The sequence below is a fragment of the Pseudidiomarina aestuarii genome (genome assembly GCF_003987355.1).
GTDB lineage: Bacteria > Pseudomonadota > Gammaproteobacteria > Enterobacterales > Alteromonadaceae > Pseudidiomarina > Pseudidiomarina aestuarii.
On sequence record NZ_PIPR01000001.1, the window covers coordinates 629,680 to 646,832 of the forward strand.

A 17,153-nucleotide genomic window follows, 5' to 3' on the forward strand; every position below is an offset into this window, starting at 1 on the left:
AAATCTCCTTATTTATCGGATTCGGTTTTCGGCTTCCAGCTGTACACATAGTCCGGATTTTCGACCGAGGCACAGACGTCCCCCATCTGTAACGCATCCCGACAATCCAGCATTACCGCTACTTCATCGGTAAACTTCTTCTTGTACTCGCGGCCAGCCTGGAACGCTTTTGGATGAGGTCCATGGGTGAAGCCTGCCGGATGGAAAGTCACCATACCTTTATCGATATTATCGCGACTGAAGAAGTCACCCTCGTGGTAGAACAACACTTCATCGTAGTCATCGTTGTTGTGGTAGAACGGCACTCGCAGCGCGCCGGGATCGGATTCGATCGGCCGCGGCACAAAGGTGCACACCACAAAACGCTCAGCCACGAAAGTCGTATGAGCTGACGGCGGTAGATGATAGCGATGACTCATCAACGGCCTGAAATCACGCCAATTGACGCGCACGGGCGCCAAATCGCCGTGCCAACCCACTGCATCGAGAGGATTGTACGGATAGGTGATCACCGATACTTGACCATGTCGTTTGACTTGAATTTGCCAGTCATTCTCGTCGTATTGTGCTTTGAATGCTTCATCAATATCGGGCACTTCGAGACAGGCAGGATCAAAAATCGCATGGTTGCCCACGAGACCTTTCTCAGGTAACTGATAACTACCATTCGTAGCTTCAATCATCACCAGTTGCATCGGTTCAATAGGCTCTAGACGCCACGAAGTTGAACGTGGGATGCTAAAATAATCACCCTTCTCAAGGGTAATGTGGCCATAATCACAGAACAACTCACCGCGGCCCTCATGAACGAACAACAGTTCGTCACCATCGGCATTGCGCACCAGGAACGGCATATTCTTCTGGCAATGCCAAATACGGAACTTGCAGTGCGCATTGTGCAACAACATAGGCACTTGCCATGGGGAATCGGTGGCCACATTATCCAGTTTGTTAAAATCAAAGTTGCGTGGCCGTAAATCACCGGTCCACTCACTCCAACCTGTTGGCGCATGACGATGATGAAAATGCGTCGCTGGGCCAAAGAAACCACTGCGCCCAACTTCACGTTCATAGATCGCCTGCTCCGGCAAATCAGCGTGTGCCTGCTTCGAGGTCACGCCAACTTGTTTCGGAAAACTGATCCATTTACGCATCGCTTAACACTCCACGACGAATTTGATCTTCTTCAATCGACTCAAATAGTGCCTTGAAGTTACCCTCACCAAAGCCTTCATTGCCCTTACGCTGGATAATTTCAAAGAAGACTGGGCCGATTACTGTTTTGGTAAAAATTTGCAGCAAGATGCCGTCTTTCATTGGCGCGCCGTCAATCAGAATTTGCAAGTCACGCAGGTCCTCAAGGTTCTCTTCATGACCTTCAACACGCTCGTCCACTTTCGCGTAGTAAGTATCAGGCGTCGGCATAAAGTCCATGCCGATGCTGCGCAGGTCGCGCACGGTCTGATAGATATTGTCTGAGGTCAGAGCGATGTGCTGAATACCCTCGCCTTTATATTCGCGCAGATATTCTTCAATTTGCGACTTGTCGTCATGTGATTCGTTAATGGGGATGCGGATTTTGCCGCAAGGCGCAGTCATCGCGCGGCTCAACAATCCGGTTAACTTACCTTCAATATCGAAGTACCGAATTTCGCGGAAGTTACCAATGCGCTCGTAAAAGCCAGCCCACGTATCCATGTTGCCACGGAAAACGTTATGAGTCAGATGGTCAACTTCATACAGGCCAGCCGCATGGTCTTTCATCTTCGCTTCCCAGTCTGGATAGAAGTCGAAGTCTTGCTTGTAAACTTCAAGCCCTTGGTAGTTGTCAACAAATGCCAATACGCTCTCACCAATACCATAAACCGCAGGGAAATTAGCTTCACCGGCCGCGACATCACGCTGGAAAGGTTTCGCGCCATTTTCGACGGCATGAGCAAAGGCATGTTGAGCATCTTTAACGCGCCACGCCATGCCGCACACACTCGGACCGTGGTCTTTCGCAAAAGCTTCTGCCTGACCACCTGGTTCAGCATTGATAACAAAATGAATGTCGTTTTGCTTAAATAACCAAGCTTCTTTGCGTTTGTGCTTCGCGACTTCGGTAAAACCAAGCTTGTCGAATAAATCTTTGAGTGCAGCGATACCCTCGGCATTCGGAGCTGTGTACTCAACGAATTCGAAACCATCGGTCTGGAGTGGATTATAGTTTTTGTCAGTCATGATTGTAGCTCCCTTGCAAACAACGGCCGCGGAAGTGGGCCAATAAACTAAATCGGTAGTGCTACCATTAAGCGTCACAATGCCAAAATTGACCAGTTTCGGGCGTAAAAAGACTGCGGGGAAGTGTTCATCCGATTTGTAAATATATCATTACAGCTATTCATTTCATGCCTATTATCGGGAACTCTTGTCAACTTTTGCTGCCAGCTACCCGTATTGGGCGGATTACTGTATCGTTTCCGCTACATCCGAGCGCTGCAAGCCGCCATTAGATGTCTGTAGACTTACGCTTGCGCTGTTTTCCAATACCGTAATCGCGCAATTTATTCGCAACCGCCGTGTGCGATAGCCCTAACTTCCGGGCCAATAAACGGGTGCTTGGATAACTCGGGTACAACCGCCGTAGCACAGCGCTCTCAAATTTTTTGACTGCTTCATCAAGCGTATCGGCATCCAAGTCGAGAGCAACATTCTCTGGCAGTGCACTCGGTTGTGGCAGCTGTAACTGCTCAGCCCCTAAAGTATCCCCCTCAAGCATAGATATGGCGCGAAACAACACGTTCTCGAGTTGCCGTACATTCCCCGGCCAGTGGAACTCTTGGAGTCGTTCCCGAGCCGGTCGAGTGAGTGCGACCAAGCTTCGTCCAAGCTGTTGACAGGCTTGCACCGTGAAATGATCGACCAGGACTTGGATGTCGCTGCGACGTTCACGCAACGGTGGAACGGTGAGAGTCAGCACATTAAGGCGGTAAAACAAATCCTCACGAAAGCTACCAGCATTAACCCGATCAGCAAGCTCACCTTGGGTTGAGCAAATAATGCGAACATCTACCCGCACCTCTTGCTCCTCACCAATACGACGAAAGCGTCCATCTTGGATAAAACGTAATAACTTTGCTTGCAGGCCATTGGACATCTCACTGACGGCATCCAGCAGTACAGTGCCGCCATGAGCTTGTTCAAAGATACCTTTCTTCGCTTCAGTATATGGCCCTAAACTGCCTTTACCATGGCCAAATAACTCGCTCTCTGCGACATTGTCTGGCAACGCTGCACAATTGATAGCCAAAAATGGCTGTTGCGAGCGGCGACTGGCTTGATGACAAGCGCGTGCAAGTAATTCCTTGCCGACCCCAGTTTCGCCTTGAATCAACAATGGCACATTGAGCTCAGCCATACGGGCGGCTTCTCGCAATACCCGTTTCATGCTGGCATGATCACCAATCAGCTGGCTGAAAGCTTCTTCGTTACCACCGCGCTGCCAAGCGCCCGAGAGCGGCTGCGGTTTGCAGGTGATCACGGCGCCGGCAAAATTGTTCTTGCCGTTGTCGTCGTGGATCCAAATCGGAAGCACATCGGCAAAATATTTAGCACCACCAATGATGACTTGTTGTACGGTTGCTTCACGAGGTTGTTTATCGAGCCAACGCTGAATTGAAAAACCGGTCAGGTAATGACTAATTTGTTGTCCGGACAAGCGCTGTCCTTGCTCATTCAAGAGCAGTTCTGCAGCGTCATTGGCTATGTCGATTACCCCACGCGTATCCACGGACAACACAGGGTCTGGTAATTTTGACAGGAGTAGACTGTACTCGAAATGCTCGCGTTCGGATGGCATAAAGGCCACGGTTTTCACATCTTTGACGTTGGGTATGCGTCTGATTTCTGGCATCAGGTGTTGGAAGTCTTCAAACTCCAATTCGGGGAAATTGAGGAAAATCTTCCCTTTCGGATCGACTTCGATGCCGCGCAAATCTATTTCATGATCACGCAAAATTTCGAGTACGTCCTGCGCTATGCCAAGGCGGTCATCACAAGTTATCTCTAAACGCATAGTTCACCGTCTGCCCGTGAATCGTTGACTGTAAACCTTAGTATACACAACAACGCCCAATGCGATCACTCGCATTGGGCGTTTATTTTCTACTGGGGACCGCAAACTTGTTTAGCTGTCAGCTAACACCGCGTCAGTACGAGCCGCCATAATGAAATCATTTTTGTGTAAACCATGAATCGCATGGGTCCACCAGGTGACGGTTACCTTTCCCCATTCGGTCGTGAGAGTTGGGTGATGAAACTCTGCTTCGGCAATCTCGCCAACGCGGTTAGTGAAGGCTAGAGCCAGTTTAAAGTTTTTAAACTTAAATTCACGCTCCAGTTGCATCACACCATCACGAACCACAGGAGTCCAGTCAGGAATCTCACGGATTAAACTCGCGAGTTCTTCGTCCGTAACTTGTGGTGCATCTGCATTACAGGCTTCACATTTCTGTTGTTGTAACTCTGACATCTCGTTTCCTTCTCTACTTCAAGTTCTGTGCGTTATGACATTATTGATTGGCGGCAAGCTTTTCTTTCGGCGGAAACTTGGGCTCAAATAGACCGAGCTCCATCGCCTCATGCACCAATGCCATTATATCTAAGTCGGCTATTTCAAATAGCTCATCGGTCGATTCGATGGTGTAGTATAGCGGCTGCATAATATCGATACGATACGGCGTGCGCAACGCATCCAGAGGCTTCAAGGGCAAGCGCTCCGGCTTGTCACTGTATAACGAGTAATCGGTTTCACCTGGCGACGACAAGATACCACCGCCATAAATACGCAGACCATCCGCCGTTTTCAACAAACCAAACTCCACGGTGAACCAATAGAGTCGTGCTAAATACACACGCTCTTTCGGAGTCGCGTTTAACCCCAATTTACCGTATTGATGAGTAAAATGAGCGAACGCTGGATTGGTCAACAGAGGACAGTGCCCGAAAATCTCGTGAAAAATGTCTGGCTCTTGCAAGTAGTCAAATTCTTCACGTGTACGAATAAACGTTGCCACCGGAAACTCTTTGTTCGCCAATAGCCGGAAGAATTCATCAAATGGAATCAACGCCGGCACTTGAGCAACCTGCCAACCTGTGGTTTCTTGCAACACCGCGTTGATTTCATGCAATTGCGGCACCCGATCACGTGGTAAATCCAGTAACTCCAGCCCGTGCATGTATTCATCACACGCTTTACCCGGAATATGCTTCAACTGTCGGTCAACTAAATCGCGCCATACTGCATTATCTTCATCTGACCAATGAATCATTCCATTTTCGTCAGGTTGACGTGACACGTACTTACTCTGTTTACCCATACCCAATCACCCGTATATTGCTTGAGGTTGTGTGTGTTTTTGTTGGTTCGCAACCGTTGCAAAGGCTTGTTCCAAATCGGTGATAATATCACCGACGGCCTCTAAGCCTACTGAAATCCGTATCAGCGTGTCTGTAATACCCGCTGCCGCTCGCGCTTCAGGAGTATAAGGCGAATGTGTCATCGAAGCAGGATGCTGAATTAGCGTCTCCGCATCACCTAAGCTAACCGCTATAGTGATTAGCTCAAGTTCATCCAACAGCTGGCGTGCGCTATCCATATCGCCATGCAACTCAAATGCGATCACTGCGCCCGCACCGTGCATTTGGGTTCCCATCAAACGTTGCGCAGGGTGCGTCGGGAAGCCCGGATAATAGACTTCACGTACGAGTGGTTGCTGTTGCAAATACGCCGCTACTTCTGCAGCATTGCGACAATGGCGTTCCATTCGCACATCCAGCGTTTTCAGACCGCGCAGAATCAACCACGCGTCATGCGGACTCATCGTCGCCCCCATGTCTTTTAATGTGGTCAACTTGATCAACTCGATATCGTCTGTTGAACCGCAAACAACACCCGCCACCACATCGCCATGGCCGTTCAAATATTTAGTCGCGCTATGCAAAACTAGATCAGCACCTTGCTGAATCGGTTGTTGCAAGAGAGGCGTCATGAATGTGTTGTCGACAATAACTCGAGCATCAAACTCGTGTGCTATGGTACTGACCATGGCTATGTCAATAACACGTAGATGAGGATTCACCGGCGACTCTAAAAATACGACCTGCGTTTCTGGCCGCATTGCAGCACGCACTTGATCCGGCGTACTCATATCAACAAAGGTGACTTCGATACCGAACCGCGTAAACAGGTGAGAAAACAAAGCGAAGCTACAACCGTAGATAGCATCTGAAATCACCACATGGTCGCCCTGCTGCAAAAACGCGAGCATCGATGCAGAGACGGCACCCATACCGGTGGCACACGCAGCCGCTGCTGGATAGCCTTCTAAGGCTGCAACACGTTGCTCTAACTCAGTGACCGTCGGATTACCGAGGCGAGAATAGATATACCCTGCCTCTTCACCAGCAAAGCGCGCCGAACCCTGCGCAGTATTTTCAAACGCAAAAGTGGCGGTTTGATACAGAGGCGACACCAACGCACCGTGCTCATCACGTTTCTTACCACCGTGAATGGTCACCGTTGCGGGTTGCCAACGCTTGTTATTATTATCGTTTGAGCGCATAGCAGCAGAATATCCTTGTTAAAATCTACTATCAGAGTGCATCTGCTCTCGTGTGAACGCAACTATCAACAGTCGGTCAGCTGCCTATACAGGTGTAACGTTATTTTTCCACCGCTGAGGAAGCAACGGCATCAGACTGCTTTGTTGCAGTTGCCGATCGCCAAAATTGAGGAACTTGATGCATCAACCGCTGCATCATGTGTTTGCGAATAACGCTCAGACGCGGAGCTTGAACGTGTTGAAAGACCAAAGGTCGGCAGAGCTGTTGTGCCTGCAGGCCCAGTCGCGCTGTCAAAAGACCCGCCGCAACACCTTGGCCAGCGCGTGCGGATAGCTTGCTCGCCACACTAGCATCGAGCCAAGAGGTTGATAAATCGATCGCCACTTCCGTCACGCCGATACCTACGATGTTCACGAATAACTGGCGCCATAGCCGCATGCGACTCCAATACCCCATTTCCAAGCCGTAGCATTTCGCAATAGCTGTGACCATACGTTGATTCCGCCACAACATAGCGCCAGCATCGACTAACGCGATCGGACTGACGGCAACCAGCAACGCACTCTGCAGGGCATGGTCGGTAATAATACGCTCCGCCTGCTGATCAACTTTACTCAGCACCTGCTGCTCGAACAGCTGTAACTGCTCTTCCTGTTGCAAACCTTGCCGATCAAACTTTGCCCAGTGCGAATACAAGTCGGGGTGTCCCAGTTGTGGCAATAGTTGTTCTGGGCGGAAAGTTTGTGGATGCTGCTGGTTATCGTCGCGTTGTCGCCAACGTTGACGCATCTTCCGCAGCAGCCACCATTCACGGATGAGCCAAGCACCGGTGGTAATCACCACAATGCCGAGAGCCAATGACCATAGTGCACCCAGCAACAAGGACTCACGCCAGCTCGCCAGAATAAATAGCACGGCTTCAACCACCAGTAGCAATCCAATCAAGCCAATGCCCAGCGTTAACCATTTACGCCAGCGACTCCGGTGCGGCCGTTCGACTAACCGAGACGGTACCGAATCGGTCAGCTCGACCCTTGGTGACGGCTCCGGTGCGACAAAATCATCTGCCTCGAAATACTGAACTTGTGGGCGTTTTGAGGATTCCGTCATGCTAAATCTCCCAATAAAAACTCGAGCAGTTGATCGATACGCAGATTTGGTAATGGTCCTGGTTCATTTGCATCCGGCGGGTCCAGCTTAGGTAACGCAACCGGGGTAGCCAATTGCGCGCCAAAAGCTGGCAAATAATCAACATGAAAGGCTCGTTGCGTTCCATCAACAGAGCCCCTTAGAACTTCACGACCATCAGCTAAGTGCCCATACTCCGTGGCGCGCACTGCTGCGACAACTTGTTGCATCTGAGCCACGGCAGAATCAACGTCGATCTCTGTTGAACCGACTAACTCTTGTAACCAGTCCAACACGGTTCGTTGTTGAGTCAATGTCAGTAAATCAGCCTTAGTTGCAATGAAGGCTACGCGTTCAATATGCGGCCGCCACAATCGCTGCCACCAGCTATTGCGACCATAATGAAACACTGGTAGCAGCGCGCTGAGAGCTAATCGCAAATCAGCAAAAGCAACGGGTCCTCGTTGCATGGCACCGAGAATATCAACTAACACGATTTGCCGATTGAACCGGCAAAAGTAATCCCGATAAAACGGTGTGACGACTTCCGCTTTATAACGCTCAAAGCGCTGTTGTAAAGCCTTTGTAAGCGCGCTGGTTTGATCGTTAAAGTGACCTGGCCACGGGAAAAAATCGAGGATGGGTGCTCCCTCAAGAGAGCCAGGTAACAACATACGTCCTGGTTGCGACCAAAACACACCAACGTCATACCGCAGACGTTTGAGTAAATCTCGGTAGCCAGCACTTGCATGGCGTACTACTGCGTCTAGGTCCGCTGTTGATACAATGTCCCCGACACTTGCCGTCGCTGTCAGCCAAGGCTTTGCAATGAGTTCTCGACTAGGCTCATGGAGCAGTTTTAATTGTGCCGTTGACCAGTCCTCGAACGTCATGTCCAGCAGCGGCAGATCCAACAACCATTCTCCCGGATAGTCAAATAGGTCGATGACTAGCTTCTGGGTCGGCCACGCCGCTTGTTTCCAACCACCGTCACGCGCTATCGTCAATTCCAAGCGCAACTCGCTCAATCCGGTCGTACTTTCGGGCCACTGCGGAGATTCAGCACGCAACGCTTGCAGTGCCCCCTCATAGTCAAAGCGGGCGATGGACCAATCGGGCTGTGCTGCAAACTTTACATCCACGATACGGCGCTGCGCGGCGAGTGACCACCGCGGTAACTTTTGCGGGTAGCTAGCAGAATGACTCAGTTGATCAATTAAACTCGTAATTAACGCCGTTTTACCGGCACCGCTGAGACCCGTTACACCTAGCCGTATATGACGATCAAGGCCGCGATCGAGAAGATCGCGGCCTTGTTGTTGGAGCTTTTTTAATCGTGTGAGCTGCATCAGTGAATCAGTTATAACCGATTCAGTTCACGATCAAGTTTGTATGCATTGGAGGTCACGTACGTTTCCATACTTTGCAAACGTGATTCCAAGTCATTGTAGTCACCGCTAATTTCGCGGAATGCGCCATGCGGAGGCGCGCCGGCTTGCCAAACTTTGGTTTTTAACTCGACAGGCTCGTGACTATCGTTCGTCGCGCTCTTCGGCTTTTCATCCAAGATAAACCACGCGGCAATGTAGAGAATCAGCGTGAAACCTTGCCCGAAAATGAATGACGTTACGACAACAATTCGAACCAGCCACACTTCCCAGCCGAAGTAGTTGGCAATACCCGCACAGATCCCTGCAATCTTGCCATTCTTTTTATCACGTAACAGTTCACGTTTCTTAGTTGGGGTACTCATATCCGTTCCCTCCATTTTGGCGACTCCGCATCAAGAATCGCTTCTAAAGTTTGGATTCTTTCGCGCATCCGCTCACCTTGACGCGCCAACTCCTGCAACTGGGCTACCTCATCCTGACTTAACCCTTGATTGATTTTACGTTGTGCCCGGTAATGCATGATGATCCATATCGGCGCCACGAATATCATAAAGATAATCAGTGGAATAGTTACCATTTCAAACACGTTCATGAGTCGGTCCTTATTCGGTCAAATTAGTCGCTTTTCTTACCGCTATCTTTTTTCATGCGGGCCCGTAAAGCTTCCAGTTCATCATTAATTTTATCTGCGCTTTCCAATTCAGCAAACTCATCACGTAAGGTCTTCTTACCCAAGTCATAAGAGTCTACTTGCGATTCGATATCATCAATTTTAGCCTCATAACGCTCAAACTTATGCATCGCATCATCAATTTTGCTGCTATCAATGCGCTTCTTCACCTCAAGGCGAGTGCTGGCAGAGCGCTGCCGCATAATAATACTCTTCTGGCGCGCTTTCGCGTCGGCTAGCTTCTCTTGCAACTGTCCAACTTCATCACCGAGACGCTGTAAGTGCTCATCGATGCGAGCGATATCTGCATTTAAACTACCTTGTTGGTCCGTTGCTTTTTGCTTCTCAACCAACGCTAAACGCGCTAGGTCTTCACGTTCTTTACTCAGTGCGAGTTCAGCTTTCGCTTCCCACTCCGCAACTTCTTGCGCGAGTCGACCGGCTTGGCGCTCAGTATCTTTTTTCTCGGCAATTAAGCGTGCTGACGTAGAGCGAACTTCAACGAGTGTGTCTTCCATTTCTTGGATGATCAGGCGAACCATTTTTTCCGGATCTTCAGCCTTATCCAATAATGCATTGATGTTGGAATTCACGATATCTGTAAAACGTGTAAAGATACCCATAATTATCATCCTCAAAAATTTCAAAAAGTGGTTTTGGTCACTGTCACGACTAACCATGCAGAACCCATGCCAACTTTTAAAAAATGCTCCTAATCGCCTGTTTTATTGAGTTTTTGGCCAGTCAGGAGAAAAACAGTTTGACGCCTGTTGGTAATGAAATACACTAATATTTAGCCAAATTCACTAAAAACGTTTCGTTCTCGGAAATGGCAAGCTGAACGAACGCAATAATAACGATAAGTGTGGTGCTTCGCATGAGCCGATTCCGTGATAACGACAATCTCATCGGTCAAGCTAACAGCTTTCTCCAAGTTTTAGAGCAAGTTTCACAAATTGCTCCTCTCGACAAACCTGTTCTCATTATCGGCGAACGAGGTACTGGTAAAGAACTCATCGCTGCCCGGTTGCACTTTTTATCACAACGCTGGGAACAAGCCTACGTGAAATTAAATTGTGCGGCACTCAGTGAGTCGTTGCTTGAAAGTGAACTCTTCGGGCACGAACAAGGCGCTTTTACGGGTGCCCAAAAGCGACATGAAGGACGCTTCGAGCGCGCTGACAGTGGCACTCTCTTTCTCGATGAACTCGCCAACACCTCGGCGTTAGTACAAGAGAAAATTTTGCGGGTGATTGAATATGGAGAGTTCGAGCGTGTGGGTGGCAAAACCACCGTGAAGGTCGATACACGATTAATTGCTGCGACCAATGAAGATCTCCCAGAGTTAGCTGCGCAAGGTAAATTCCGGGCAGATTTGTTAGATCGCCTAGCGTTTGACGTCATTACCTTGCCACCACTTCGTGAGCGCCGCGATGATATTCTCATGTTGGCCGAGCATTTTGCGATTCAAATGGCCCGTGAGCTCGGCTATGAGCTGTTTAGTGGCTTTACCGAAGCTGCGCAACGCGTGTTACTGGATTACCAATGGCCGGGTAATGTGCGTGAATTGAAAAACGTAGTCGAACGTTCGGTTTATCGACTCGGTAACGGTCAAATCCCCGTTTCAAATATTGTTTTAGATCCTTTTGATAGTCCCTATCGTCCCAAACCGGCTACACACCGACAGTCACCGGCAGATACTTCCTCTCAGCCTGACGTAGAGCGTTCCGTTGTGACCTCGCCAACTGCTGAGAATACCGTTCCTGAGGCTGCTTCTGGCGGACCTGAAATTGATTTCAATTCGGGCACGTTAGACTTTAAAGAGCTGACCGCTGACTATGAAGTTCATGTACTCAAGCAAGCGTTACAATTTGCGCAATTCAACCAGAAAAAAACCGCAGAAATACTCGGGCTGACCTATCATCAATTGCGTGGTTATTTGAAAAAGTATGCATTACTTGAGGGGCAAGCATAATGGTTATCCAGCGGTTCTGGCTGGTCGTCGGCTGCTGCTGCGTTGTTGCAGCCTGCAGTCAGCCTGATGAGCAACCAGAGCCACTTCGGCAAGGGTTAGTCTATTGTGCAGAAGGTAATCCCGAGAGCTTCAATCCGCAACTCGGTACGTCTGGCACTACCATAGATGCGACTTCAGCTCAGCTTTACGACCGCTTAATCGATTATGATGCCGAGCGGCAACAATTTGAACCCGCATTGGCACTGTCGTGGCAAGCGCTCGATGACGGTAAGCGTTATCGTTTTGAGCTGCGCAAGGATGTGGAGTTTCACCAAACGCAGTGGTTTACACCCACCCGCCGCTTCTCGGCTGACGATGTTCTTTTTAGTTTTAATCGCTGGTTAAACCCCGACCACCCCTATCACTCAGTGGGAGGTGGCAGCTATCCATTCTTTAACTCAAGTGGTCTCATTCATTTGATTGAGCGCATCGAAATGATTGATTCGCACACCATCGATATCCATTTAGCTCAGGCTGACAGCTCGTTTCTCGCGAACATGGCAACCGATTTCGCAGTCATCCTCTCGGCCGAGTATGGTACCAATTTACTGCAAGCAGGTACGCCAGAGGCTATCGACCGACAACCCATAGGTACTGGGCCGTTTCGATTCGTAGAGTTTCGCAAAGATATCAGTATTCGTTATTATCGGCATGAAAACTATTGGCGCAAACCGCCCGGAATTCGCCAACTGGTCTATACCATCACACCCAACGCAAACAAGCGTATGTTGAAGCTATTAACCGGTGAATGTGATGTGATCCCCTATCCATTGGTCGATAAGTTAGCCGAACTCTCAACCGATACGGAAATAGAAGTACAATCAGCAGTAAATCCTAATATTGCTTTTTGGGCCTTTAATACCGAACGACCACCATTCGATCAACCACTGGTTCGCCAAGCATTGGCCCATGCGATTAATCGCCCCGCGATTATTCAAACTATCTACGACGGCAATGCACGCTTAGCAACCGGCGTCTTACCGGAAACCTCTTGGGCATTTAGTGAAGAAGACCAAACCTATCCGTTTAATCCGGAGCGCGCCCGCGCATTACTGGCCGAAGCGGGTTACGCTGACGGGTTTTCCATGTCTATTTGGGCGATGCCTGTGCAACGTGCATACAATCCGAATGCCGAACGCATGGCAGAACTGATTCAGTCTGATTTAGCGCGAGTTGGTATCAGCGCGACTATGGTAACCTATGAATGGAATACGTTCCGGCGTCGATTAGCAAATGGCGAACATGATAGCGTATTGATTGGTTGGGTTGCGGACAATGCCGACCCAGATAATTTTTTCCGGCCGATTTTAAGCTGCGCTGCGAAAGAATCTGGCAACAATCGAGCGAATTGGTGTGACCCTGCGTTCGATCAGTTACTGATTGATGCCATCAGCGCAACGAACCGCGATCAACGCGTAAATCTGTATCAAGATATTGAACGAGCGATCACGCAAGCCGTGCCGCTCGTTCCGATTGCCAATTCGCTGCGGTTTCAAGCCCAGCGAGCTGACATCGAAGGGGTCGAATTACCTCCATACGGTGGCTTAAGTTTCCGCCGCGCGAGTCGGGTTCAAGAACAACCGCAACAAACGCCCGAGCCAGCTGCGGATGCAGTCAAGGAGCAACCATGATTCGGTATACCTTGCGACGCGTTGTCTTGTTCCTGTTCACGTTGTGGCTGCTGACACTCTTTTTATTTTCGCTTAACTATTTTTTTCCCGGTAACCCGCTGACCAACATGACAGGGATCGCAGATAGCAGCAGCGAAGCTTATCGACTCGCCGCTGAGCAACGTTATTTTGGTGGGACAATCATCGAACAGTATGGCGGCTTTTTACAGCAACTCGTTCAAGGTAACTGGGGGCAATCCCTTGTTACCGAACGACCCGTATTTGAAGATGGTTTAACCGCCCTAGGGGCATCTCTAGAATTGAGCTTACTGGCCATGTTGGTGGCTTTTGTGTTCGGCGCCCCCCTCGGTATATACGCAGCCATTCAACAACGAGGCCTTTTGGATCGTGTCATTATGGGTACTGGTCTCAGCGCCTATTCAATACCCGTTTTCTGGCTGGCTCAACTCTGTATCCTTTTGTTTGCGGTGAAACTCGGCTGGGCACCGATTTCGAGTCAAATTAATCCGCTCTACGATGTGCCGACGACCACAGGTGCGATATTGATCGATATTAGTATTTCGGATTATGAATTCAAGCAAGCCGCATTGCGAGACGCGTTGCATCACCTCTGGCTGCCTGTCGCAGTGCTAGCTATTATGCCTTTGACGATGCTGATGCGCATCACACGAAACGCAATGTTAGATGTGCTTTCACACAATTATATTCGTGCAGCACGCGCCCGAGGCTTGAGCGAAACTCGCATTTTGCTTCGTCACAGTATTCCAAACTCCATGCAGCCAGTGGTGCGCCAGTTAGGCCTGCAGTTTAGTATGTTGATGAGTAACCTGATTGTGACCGAGGTCATCTTTAATTGGCCTGGAGTCGGCAGTTGGTTAGTTAAAGCAATCTATGAGCGCGATTATCCCGTTCTGCAGGCAGGATTACTCATGCTTGCAACGCTGATTCTCTTTGTCAACGTAGCCGTCGAACTCTTCCACGCCTGGCGTTACCCACAGGTACGTAAGGAGTTGTATGCCGAGCACTAATATTTATTACCAGTATCGCGAACCATCGCCTCTGCGTGCTATTTGGGTGTTAATGAATAACAACCCTTTTGCGGTTGCCGCGCTGTACGTATTTGGTTTTATTTTATTGGTCATGCTGCTATCGCCAATAATTGTTCCGCACGATCCCGATTACCAATATGCTGATGCCGTGTTGCAGTCACCCTCATGGCAACAAGATGGGCAAATTCGCTTTCTGTTTGGTACCGACGACCTCGGGCGTGACCTGCTCTCACGTATTATCGCAGGCTCGGTCTACAGTCTGGGGTATCCAATTCTTGCCGTGTTTATCGCCGCGGTTATCGGTAGTAGCATTGGCGCTTGGGCGGGTATGAGTCGGGGTGTGCAGTCGTCGACTCTCAATCACTTGCTCGACGTTATTCTGTCGATTCCGTCGTTGTTGCTTGCCTTGGTTATTATCGCAATTGTGGGACCTTCCCTATTTAATGTGATGATTGCCATCACGCTGGTGTTGATTCCGCAATTTATTCACAGCGTTCACAATGCAATATACGAAGAGCGTTACAAAGAATATGTCACAGCGTCGCGCCTCAACGGTTGTAGCCGTTGGTTCATTCTCACGCGTGTTATTGCGCCCAATATTACCACCGTGATTGTCATGCAAGTGACCATCGCACTATCGACAGCAATCCTCGACATTGCTGCACTGGGATTTCTTGGTCTCGGGGTTCAATCTCCAGCACCGGAATGGGGTTCGATGCTGGCCCGCAGCCTAGATCAGGTCTATCTCTCGCCATGGACAATGATTCTGCCGGGAATCGCCCTATTTTTAACGATTTTGGCCATAAACGTGCTCGGCGATAGTATTCGCGCCGCTATCCAAGAACGGATTCGTAGCTCATGAGTATTTTAGATATTCGTAATCTTACCATCGAACTCGAAACGTCAGCGGGCGTGGTAAAAGTGGTCGATAAACTGAGTCTGCAAATAGCCGAAGGCGAAATCCATACACTCGTCGGTGAATCGGGCTCAGGTAAAAGCCTACTCGCTAAAGCTATTCTTGGTTTTATCAATCCGCGCTGGCGGATCACTGCCGACCGACTGTGGTGGCGCCATTATGACCTTCTCGCTCTGAATCCAGCACAACGTCGGCTCGTAACCGGTCGCGACATGGCAATGATTTTTCAAAATCCAGGCAGTTATCTCGACCCCAATTCAAAGGTGGGTGAGCAGCTGCGTGAATTGATTCCAGCTGGCGAATTGAAAGGACTCTACTTGCGGCGGAAAGCTGATCGGCAAACACGCGCCGAACGATTGCTACATAGAGTCGGAATTAAAGAAGCTAAAAGTATTATGGACTCATACCCATATGAGTTATCCGAGGGTTTAGCTCAGAAAGTCAGTATTGCAATGGCTATCGCTCACAACCCAAAGCTGCTGATTGCTGACGAGCCGACCACAGCCATGGAGCCTAATACTCGCGCTCAAATTTATCGTTTGCTGGCAAAGTTAAGCGCCAGTCAAAGCATGTCCATCTTGATGATTACCCAAGATCTGACCTCGATTATTCCGGAAAGTCAGCGTATTTCGCTGGTGTATTGCGGGCAATTGATGGAGGCCGGTCCAACCAATACGGTACTTACCAAGCCCGCACACCCTTATACGGAAGCGATGTTAAGCATGAGTCTGTTCGGTCAGACTGCTGCGCCCAAAACAAGATTACCAACGCTCACAGGGGCCATCCCAACATTGCAGCATTTGCCCATTGGTTGTCGCCTCGGTCCACGTTGCCCTTATGCTCGCCAAGCGTGCGTGAATACGCCACGATTAAGCAAAGTGAAGCAGCAAGAATACGCTTGTCATTTTCCCATTATCGAGGTTGCTAGCGATGACTAAGCTACTCGAACTCAAAAATGTATCGAAGTACTACGTGCATAAAGATGGCTGGTTGCCGGGGCGCAAAATTTGTGCACTCGAACCTCTCACCTTGACACTCGAACGCGGTGAGACTCTTGCCATTATGGGGGAAACGGGTTCTGGCAAATCTACGATAGCCAAACTTATTGCTGGTGCGGAGAAGCCTTCTACAGGCGAAATCTATCTCAATGGACAGCTGCTAGACCCTCGCAATTACCGCCAGCGCAGTCGTCATATTCGGATGATATTCCAAGACAGTTTACGCTCGCTGAATCCACAAACGACCATTGGTCGGCAGCTATCGGAAGCACTTCTTTTCAATACGACTTTGACGAGTGAAGAGCAACGCGACCATGTCATGCTGACACTGCGCAAAGTAGGTTTATTGCCTGATCATTATCACTTCTACCCACATATGCTCTCAAGTGGACAACAGCAACGGGTCTGCATTGCTCGTGCCATTATTGTTGATCCACAGATCATCGTTGCCGATGAAGCCTTTGTTTCGCTGGATCCATCAATTCGAGCTCAAATCATTAATTTAATTTTAGACCTTCAGGAAGATATGAGCATTTCGTTCATTTTCGTATCACATTCGGCGGAGATCGTGAAACATGTCGCAGACAAGATATTGATTATGCATCATGGTAAACTAGTCGAGTTTGGTTCAACTCAAACGATGATGTTACAGCCTCAAGAACAATTAACCCGGTTGCTGTTGCAAACCGATTTGCAAAACAACGTCACGGCTGCAACATCGTCATCACACTCAACAACACAGGAGTAATG

The 17,153-nt window shown here is 49.3% G+C and carries 17 protein-coding genes; 6 read left to right on the forward strand and 11 right to left on the reverse strand.

Translation table 11 applies throughout. From position 1 onward, the window contains the following. Window positions 1-8: 8 nt before the first annotated feature. From CWE22_RS02895 to pspA, 11 genes are all read right to left on the reverse strand, one after another. Window positions 9-1,154, reverse strand: coding sequence for a homogentisate 1,2-dioxygenase (locus tag CWE22_RS02895; protein ID WP_169929881.1), 1,146 nt, complete (start codon window positions 1,152-1,154; stop codon window positions 9-11). Next, window positions 1,147-2,223 (reverse strand): 4-hydroxyphenylpyruvate dioxygenase, encoded by a 1,077-nt coding sequence (gene hppD, locus CWE22_RS02900; RefSeq protein ID WP_169929882.1) that lies wholly within the window; start codon window positions 2,221-2,223, stop codon window positions 1,147-1,149. Before hppD ends, CWE22_RS02895 begins: the two co-directional genes overlap by 8 nt. Window positions 2,224-2,491: 268 nt before the next feature. Continuing rightward, window positions 2,492-4,057 (reverse strand): transcriptional regulator TyrR, encoded by a 1,566-nt coding sequence (gene tyrR / locus CWE22_RS02905; protein WP_169929883.1) that lies wholly within the window; start codon window positions 4,055-4,057, stop codon window positions 2,492-2,494. A 111-nt stretch (window positions 4,058-4,168) separates the two neighbouring features. Then, window positions 4,169-4,513, reverse strand: a complete 345-nt coding sequence (locus tag CWE22_RS02910) for a 4a-hydroxytetrahydrobiopterin dehydratase (protein WP_169929884.1) — start codon at window positions 4,511-4,513, stop codon at window positions 4,169-4,171. Between the two features lie 40 nt (window positions 4,514-4,553). Further along, window positions 4,554-5,360 (reverse strand): phenylalanine 4-monooxygenase, encoded by an 807-nt coding sequence (phhA, locus tag CWE22_RS02915; RefSeq protein ID WP_169929885.1) that lies wholly within the window; start codon window positions 5,358-5,360, stop codon window positions 4,554-4,556. A gap of 6 nt (window positions 5,361-5,366) precedes the next feature. Beyond that, window positions 5,367-6,605, reverse strand: coding sequence for a methionine gamma-lyase (gene megL, locus CWE22_RS02920; RefSeq protein WP_169929886.1), 1,239 nt, complete (start codon window positions 6,603-6,605; stop codon window positions 5,367-5,369). Between the two features lie 100 nt (window positions 6,606-6,705). After that, window positions 6,706-7,716, reverse strand: coding sequence for a TIGR01620 family protein (locus tag CWE22_RS02925; RefSeq protein WP_169929887.1), 1,011 nt, complete (start codon window positions 7,714-7,716; stop codon window positions 6,706-6,708). Then, a complete protein-coding gene (locus CWE22_RS02930; RefSeq protein ID WP_169929888.1) occupies window positions 7,713-9,083 on the reverse strand; it encodes a YcjX family protein in 1,371 nt (456 codons plus the stop codon). Before CWE22_RS02930 ends, CWE22_RS02925 begins: the two co-directional genes overlap by 4 nt. Before the next feature lie 11 nt (window positions 9,084-9,094). Then, window positions 9,095-9,487 (reverse strand): envelope stress response membrane protein PspC, encoded by a 393-nt coding sequence (gene pspC, locus CWE22_RS02935; protein ID WP_169929889.1) that lies wholly within the window; start codon window positions 9,485-9,487, stop codon window positions 9,095-9,097. Continuing rightward, window positions 9,484-9,717 carry an envelope stress response membrane protein PspB gene (gene pspB / locus CWE22_RS02940; protein ID WP_169929890.1) on the reverse strand — a complete coding sequence of 78 codons (234 nt, stop codon included), beginning with the start codon at window positions 9,715-9,717 and terminating at the stop codon, window positions 9,484-9,486. The genes pspC and pspB overlap by 4 nt, the downstream gene beginning before the upstream one ends. Window positions 9,718-9,740: 23 nt before the next feature. Beyond that, window positions 9,741-10,418, reverse strand: coding sequence for a phage shock protein PspA (pspA, locus tag CWE22_RS02945; protein ID WP_169929891.1), 678 nt, complete (start codon window positions 10,416-10,418; stop codon window positions 9,741-9,743). 254 nt (window positions 10,419-10,672) lie between these two features. Between pspA and pspF the strand changes: the two genes are divergently transcribed. The 6 genes from pspF to CWE22_RS02975 are packed head-to-tail and all read left to right on the forward strand — an operon-like array spanning window position 10,673 to window position 17,151. Further along, on the forward strand, window positions 10,673-11,770 hold the full coding sequence (gene pspF / locus CWE22_RS02950) for a phage shock protein operon transcriptional activator (protein ID WP_169929892.1): 1,098 nt from the start codon (window positions 10,673-10,675) through the stop codon (window positions 11,768-11,770). Continuing rightward, complete coding sequence (locus tag CWE22_RS02955; protein WP_169929893.1) at window positions 11,770-13,440, forward strand: ABC transporter substrate-binding protein; 1,671 nt, start codon at window positions 11,770-11,772, stop codon at window positions 13,438-13,440. Before pspF ends, CWE22_RS02955 begins: the two co-directional genes overlap by 1 nt. Further along, on the forward strand, window positions 13,437-14,468 hold the full coding sequence (locus CWE22_RS02960) for an ABC transporter permease (protein ID WP_169929894.1): 1,032 nt from the start codon (window positions 13,437-13,439) through the stop codon (window positions 14,466-14,468). Before CWE22_RS02955 ends, CWE22_RS02960 begins: the two co-directional genes overlap by 4 nt. Then, on the forward strand, window positions 14,455-15,351 hold the full coding sequence (locus CWE22_RS02965; protein WP_169929895.1) for an ABC transporter permease subunit: 897 nt from the start codon (window positions 14,455-14,457) through the stop codon (window positions 15,349-15,351). Before CWE22_RS02960 ends, CWE22_RS02965 begins: the two co-directional genes overlap by 14 nt. Further along, window positions 15,348-16,343, forward strand: a complete 996-nt coding sequence (locus tag CWE22_RS02970) for an oligopeptide/dipeptide ABC transporter ATP-binding protein (RefSeq protein ID WP_169929896.1) — start codon at window positions 15,348-15,350, stop codon at window positions 16,341-16,343. Before CWE22_RS02965 ends, CWE22_RS02970 begins: the two co-directional genes overlap by 4 nt. After that, window positions 16,336-17,151: an ATP-binding cassette domain-containing protein gene (locus CWE22_RS02975; protein WP_169929897.1), complete on the forward strand. Its 816-nt coding sequence runs from the start codon at window positions 16,336-16,338 to the stop codon at window positions 17,149-17,151. The genes CWE22_RS02970 and CWE22_RS02975 overlap by 8 nt, the downstream gene beginning before the upstream one ends. Window positions 17,152-17,153 lie beyond the last annotated feature (2 nt).

Coding starts and splice junctions, on each gene's coding strand:
- hppD (WP_169929882.1), bottom strand. CDS start 2,223: ATGACTGACAAAAACTATAATCCACTCCAGACCGATGGTTTCGAATTC.
- CWE22_RS02895 (WP_169929881.1), bottom strand. CDS start 1,154: ATGCGTAAATGGATCAGTTTTCCGAAACAAGTTGGCGTGACCTCGAAG.
- CWE22_RS02965 (WP_169929895.1), top strand. CDS start 14,455: ATGCCGAGCACTAATATTTATTACCAGTATCGCGAACCATCGCCTCTG.
- phhA (WP_169929885.1), bottom strand. CDS start 5,360: ATGGGTAAACAGAGTAAGTACGTGTCACGTCAACCTGACGAAAATGGA.
- CWE22_RS02960 (WP_169929894.1), top strand. CDS start 13,437: ATGATTCGGTATACCTTGCGACGCGTTGTCTTGTTCCTGTTCACGTTG.
- tyrR (WP_169929883.1), bottom strand. CDS start 4,057: ATGCGTTTAGAGATAACTTGTGATGACCGCCTTGGCATAGCGCAGGAC.
- pspC (WP_169929889.1), bottom strand. CDS start 9,487: ATGAGTACCCCAACTAAGAAACGTGAACTGTTACGTGATAAAAAGAAT.
- CWE22_RS02970 (WP_169929896.1), top strand. CDS start 15,348: ATGAGTATTTTAGATATTCGTAATCTTACCATCGAACTCGAAACGTCA.
- pspA (WP_169929891.1), bottom strand. CDS start 10,418: ATGGGTATCTTTACACGTTTTACAGATATCGTGAATTCCAACATCAAT.
- megL (WP_169929886.1), bottom strand. CDS start 6,605: ATGCGCTCAAACGATAATAATAACAAGCGTTGGCAACCCGCAACGGTG.
- CWE22_RS02910 (WP_169929884.1), bottom strand. CDS start 4,513: ATGTCAGAGTTACAACAACAGAAATGTGAAGCCTGTAATGCAGATGCA.
- pspB (WP_169929890.1), bottom strand. CDS start 9,717: ATGAACGTGTTTGAAATGGTAACTATTCCACTGATTATCTTTATGATA.
- CWE22_RS02955 (WP_169929893.1), top strand. CDS start 11,770: ATGGTTATCCAGCGGTTCTGGCTGGTCGTCGGCTGCTGCTGCGTTGTT.
- CWE22_RS02930 (WP_169929888.1), bottom strand. CDS start 9,083: ATGCAGCTCACACGATTAAAAAAGCTCCAACAACAAGGCCGCGATCTT.
- CWE22_RS02975 (WP_169929897.1), top strand. CDS start 16,336: ATGACTAAGCTACTCGAACTCAAAAATGTATCGAAGTACTACGTGCAT.
- CWE22_RS02925 (WP_169929887.1), bottom strand. CDS start 7,716: ATGACGGAATCCTCAAAACGCCCACAAGTTCAGTATTTCGAGGCAGAT.
- pspF (WP_169929892.1), top strand. CDS start 10,673: ATGAGCCGATTCCGTGATAACGACAATCTCATCGGTCAAGCTAACAGC.